This window comes from Piscinibacter sp. (assembly GCF_050175855.1).
Lineage (GTDB): Bacteria > Pseudomonadota > Gammaproteobacteria > Burkholderiales > Burkholderiaceae_C > Piscinibacter.
Genome location: NZ_JBFXIO010000485.1, coordinates 1 through 3,282, shown reverse-complemented (window position 1 = coordinate 3,282; position 3,282 = coordinate 1). Strand labels below are relative to the sequence as shown.

5 protein-coding genes are annotated in these 3,282 nt (G+C 68.0%); 3 read left to right on the top strand and 2 right to left on the bottom strand.

From position 1 onward, the window contains the following. Positions 1-85: 85 nt before the first annotated feature. Both AB7U92_RS24375 and AB7U92_RS24370 read right to left on the bottom strand, forming a co-directional pair. Positions 86-403 carry a DUF1161 domain-containing protein gene (locus AB7U92_RS24375; protein ID WP_428582997.1) on the bottom strand — a complete coding sequence of 106 codons (318 nt, stop codon included), beginning with the start codon at positions 401-403 and terminating at the stop codon, positions 86-88. Beyond that, positions 400-888, bottom strand: coding sequence for a hypothetical protein (locus AB7U92_RS24370; RefSeq protein ID WP_428582995.1), 489 nt, complete (start codon positions 886-888; stop codon positions 400-402). Before AB7U92_RS24370 ends, AB7U92_RS24375 begins: the two co-directional genes overlap by 4 nt. Here AB7U92_RS24370 and AB7U92_RS24365 point away from each other — a divergent pair. The 3 genes from AB7U92_RS24365 (at position 887) to AB7U92_RS24355 (ending at position 3,233) form a co-directional block, all read left to right on the top strand. After that, positions 887-1,303, top strand: coding sequence for a low molecular weight protein-tyrosine-phosphatase (locus AB7U92_RS24365; protein ID WP_428582993.1), 417 nt, complete (start codon positions 887-889; stop codon positions 1,301-1,303). The genes AB7U92_RS24370 and AB7U92_RS24365 overlap by 2 nt on opposite strands. 150 nt (positions 1,304-1,453) lie before the next feature. Continuing rightward, positions 1,454-1,987, top strand: coding sequence for a Fe-S cluster assembly transcription factor (locus AB7U92_RS24360; protein WP_428582991.1), 534 nt, complete (start codon positions 1,454-1,456; stop codon positions 1,985-1,987). A gap of 25 nt (positions 1,988-2,012) precedes the next feature. After that, a complete protein-coding gene (locus AB7U92_RS24355) occupies positions 2,013-3,233 on the top strand; it encodes an IscS subfamily cysteine desulfurase (protein WP_428582989.1) in 1,221 nt (406 codons plus the stop codon). Positions 3,234-3,282: the final 49 nt, after the last annotated feature.

Below are 3,282 nucleotides of genomic sequence, written 5' to 3'. Positions count from 1 at the left end.
CTGGCGCACCGCGCACAGGCCGTCGGCGTCGCCGTTGCAGACGTCGAAACAGCGAAGCGGCGCGCTCATCGGCGAGGGGCGAACGTCAGCGTGGGCAATCGCCGCCGCGCTGCACTGTGCCGTCCCTGCATTCCGTGAGCAGTGGCTCCTCCTGCGCGGACGGGGCAGCCGGGCGCGCGAGATAGACGATCTGCTGCTGGCCGAGGTCGCAGCGTCCGACCACCTTGCCGGGAACCTTGGCGCCGCTCTCGACCACGGTGAGCCGGTAGCCCCGTGCCCCGGACGCCTGGATCTTGGCGTCGATGCGGGCGCGAATCTCGTCGCAGTTGCCGGCGGCCGTCGCGATGGCGGGCGTGCCGAGCGATGCCAGCGCGGCGAGCGCTGCCAGGAAAGTGCGCGTCACGACTCCTCCGCTTCGATCAACAGTTGCTGCCGCGGTGCGCCGTGCGTGGCGGCCATGGCGCGAATGCGCAAGCCGCTGCCCTCGGGCACCTCGACGCGGCAGTGGTAGTCGAGACTGTCGGTCTCGCCGGGATTGCTGGTGGCGATGCGGCGCGACCAGTGGCGGCGCCCGTCGAGCTCGATCGTCAGGGCATGCCAGGCGCCGTGCGCCGGCGCGGGGCATCGCACCACCAGGCGCACGTCCACCTCGAAGCGCCGCCCGACAAGCGCCGGTGGTACCTCGAGGACGGCGACATCGGATTCTCCGGCGTCGAGCCGCCAGCGTTCTGGAGCAATGCGGGTCATGCCCGCAGCTTGCCATGCCCTGGGCGAGTGGCGCCAGCTGAGGGACAATCTCGGCCCCTCGACATGGACGGCGATGATCTCGAGCGTTCTTTTCGTGTGCATGGGCAACATCTGCCGGTCACCTACGGCAGAAGCCGTCATGCGCCACAAGCTGCGTAAAGCCGGCCTGCACGAGGCGGTGCGCGTCGATTCCGCCGGCACGCATGCCTGGCACGCTGGCGCGCCGCCGGACTACCGCTCCGCTCATCATGCGGCCCGGCGCGGCTACGACCTGAGCGCGCTGCGCGCCCGCGAGGTGGTCGATGTCGACTTCGACCGGTTCGACCTGATCCTGGCCATGGACTGGGACAACCTCGCGCTGCTCGAGGATCGCTGCCCGCCCGCCCACCTGCGCAAGCTCGGCCGCCTGACCGAGCATTGCCGACGGCACGACAGCCCGGTCGTGCCCGACCCGTACGCCGGCGGGCCGCAAGGCTTCGAGGAGGTGCTCGATCTGGTGGAGGACGCCTGCGACGGCCTGCTGGAGCTGATTCGACGGCAGACCCCGGCGAGATAAGGGGAACTTTCGGCATCGATCCCGACCGAAAAAGTCGGTTTCAGGTATACTCGACCAAACCGCTCGGGATTAGCCGGGCCTTGTTCGAGAGCCGACTGCCTGGACAGATTCCAGAACCCCCGTGCCGTTGCCGGCTTTAGGAGATTTGAGATGCGACTGACCACCAAGGGCCGATTTGCCGTGACTGCCATGATCGACCTGGCGCTTCGTGAGCACACCGGGCCGGTGGCGCTGGCCGCGATCAGCGCCCGCCAGCAGATCTCGCTGTCCTACCTCGAACAGCTGTTCGGCAAGCTGCGCCGCCATGAACTGGTGGAGAGCACCCGCGGCCCCGGCGGCGGCTACTCGCTCGGCCGCAAGGCCGAGGAGATCACCGTGGCCGACATCATCGTCGCCGTCGACGAGCCGATCGACGCCACCGGCTGTGGCGGCAAGGGCGACTGCATGGGCGAGGAGAGCGGCAAGTGCATGACGCACGACCTGTGGGCCGGCCTGAACGCCAAGATGATCGAGTTCCTCGACTCCGTGTCGCTCAAGAAGCTGGTCGACGAGCAGATCGCCAAGGGCGTGTCGATCGAGGAGCACCCGGTCAAGCGCGCCATCTCCAGCCAGCCGGTCGTCAAGCCGATCAAGGTGACGGCGCCGAACTCGGTGTTCGCCCTCGGCAACGCCTTCACGAAGTAAGCAGACCCCCGTTTCCGCCCCCGTCATGGACATGACCCCGCACTTCCCGATCTACATGGACTACGGCGCCACCAACCCGGTGGACCAGCGCGTGGTCGACGCGATGATTCCCTGGCTGCGCGAGCACTTCGGCAACCCGGCATCGCGTAGCCATGCGTGGGGCTGGGAGGCGGAGGCGGCGGTCGAGAAGGCGCGCGAGCAGGTGGCCGAGCTGATCGGCGCCGACCCGCGCGAGATCGTCTGGACCAGCGGCGCCACCGAGTCGAACAACCTCGCGCTCAAGGGCGCGGCGCAGTTCTACAAGGGGCGCGGCAAGCACATCGTCACCGTCAAGACCGAGCACAAGGCCGTGCTCGACACGGTGCGAGAGCTGGAGCGCCAGGGCTTCGAGGCCACCTACCTCGACGTTCAGGAAGACGGCCTGCTCGACCTGGAGAAGTTCAAGGCGGCGCTGCGGCCCGACACCATCCTGGCCTCGGTGATGTTCGTCAACAACGAGATCGGCGTGATCCAGGACATCGCCACGATCGGCACGATCTGCCGCGAGCGAGGCATCGTCTTCCACGTCGATGCGGCGCAGGCCACCGGCAAGGTCGCGATCGACCTGAAGACGCTGCCGGTCGACCTGATGAGCCTGGCCTCGCACAAGACCTACGGCCCGAAGGGCATCGGCGCGCTGTACGTGCGCCGCAAGCCGCGGGTGCGCATCGAGGCGCAGATGCACGGCGGCGGCCACGAGCGCGGCATGCGCTCGGGCACGCTGCCCACGCACCAGATCGTCGGCATGGGCGAGGCCTTCCGCATCGCCCGCGAGGAGATGGGCACCGAGCTCGAGCGCATCCGCTCGCTGCAGCAGCGCCTGCTGCGCGGCCTGTCGGACATCGAGCAGACCTACCTCAACGGCCACCCCGAGAAGCGCGTGCCGCACAACGTGAACATGAGCTTCAACTTCGTCGAGGGCGAGTCGCTGATCATGGGCATCAAGGGCATCGCGGTGTCGTCGGGCTCGGCCTGCACCTCGGCCAGTCTGGAGCCGAGCTACGTGCTGCGCGCGCTGGGCCGCTCCGACGAGCTGGCCCACTCGAGCCTGCGCATGACGATCGGCCGCTTCACCACCGAGGAAGAGATCGACTACGTGGTCAGCACGCTGAAAGACCGCGTGGCCAAACTGCGCGAGCTGTCCCCGCTGTGGGAGATGTACCAGGATGGGGTGGACATCAGCACCATCCAGTGGACGGCACACTGAAGAACGAGTTGTTGGAGCAGCACCATGGCATACGGCGAAAAGGTCGTCG